The sequence below is a fragment of the Pontibacter sp. HJ8 genome (genome assembly GCF_054824225.1).
Genome location: NZ_JSYF01000513.1, coordinates 1 through 708, shown reverse-complemented (window position 1 = coordinate 708; position 708 = coordinate 1). Strand labels below are relative to the sequence as shown.

Annotated in this window: 1 protein-coding gene and 1 tRNA gene; one reads left to right on the top strand and one right to left on the bottom strand. The window is 45.6% G+C overall.

Annotated features, from left to right (window positions below; genetic code table 11):
* Positions 1-28 precede the first annotated feature (28 nt).
* Positions 29-102: transfer RNA gene (locus OB13_RS18710), tRNA-Arg, on the bottom strand.
* Between the two features lie 192 nt (positions 103-294).
* Here OB13_RS18710 and OB13_RS18705 point away from each other — a divergent pair.
* Positions 295-708, top strand: a 414-nt coding sequence (locus tag OB13_RS18705; protein ID WP_461491706.1) for an organic hydroperoxide resistance protein, incomplete at its 3' end; no start/stop codon positions are given.

Below are 708 nucleotides of genomic sequence, written 5' to 3'. Positions count from 1 at the left end.
AAGTAGTTAGCGCCTGAAATTGTACTTGTGCACCCGAGAGGATTCGAACCCCTAACCCTCGGAGCCGAAATCCGATATTCTATCCAATTGAACTACGGGTGCTCGTCGTGTTGCAAAAATAGGAAGAATGCGTTAAAAAGGAAATTTTAGGGGTAAAAATTATAGCGGCCTGATGTGCTTCGGTTAGGTATAGTTCTGAATAGTTTCGTTAACTCGTTAGCACCTAAAACAATAGCAAGGGATTTTGAGTTAACAAATAATGATTTAAAAACGCTTAATAGAGTTCAGAAAGGTATGGAAAAGCTATATACGGCAGAAGTAACTGCCACAGGAGGCCGTCGTGGCCATGTAATCTCATCAGACGGCGTAATTGATATGCCCCTTTCTTTGCCTGAAGGTCTGGGCGGTGAGAAAGGAAAGTCTAACCCGGAGCAGCTGTTTGCAGCAGGTTATGCAGCCTGTTTCCAGAGCGCACTGCTGGTGGTAGCCGGCAAGCATCATATACGGCTCAATCCGGAGTCTACTGTAAAGGCTCACGTGGACCTGCTCAAAGACGAAAACGGGGGCTATGGACTGGGTGTGAAACTGGAAGTAGAGTTAAAAGGGCTGGATAAAGAAAAAGCAAAACAAATGGTAGACGAAGCCCATGAAATCTGCCCATACTCTGTAGGCACCCGTGGCAACATAGATGTACAGCTTGAAGTGGTT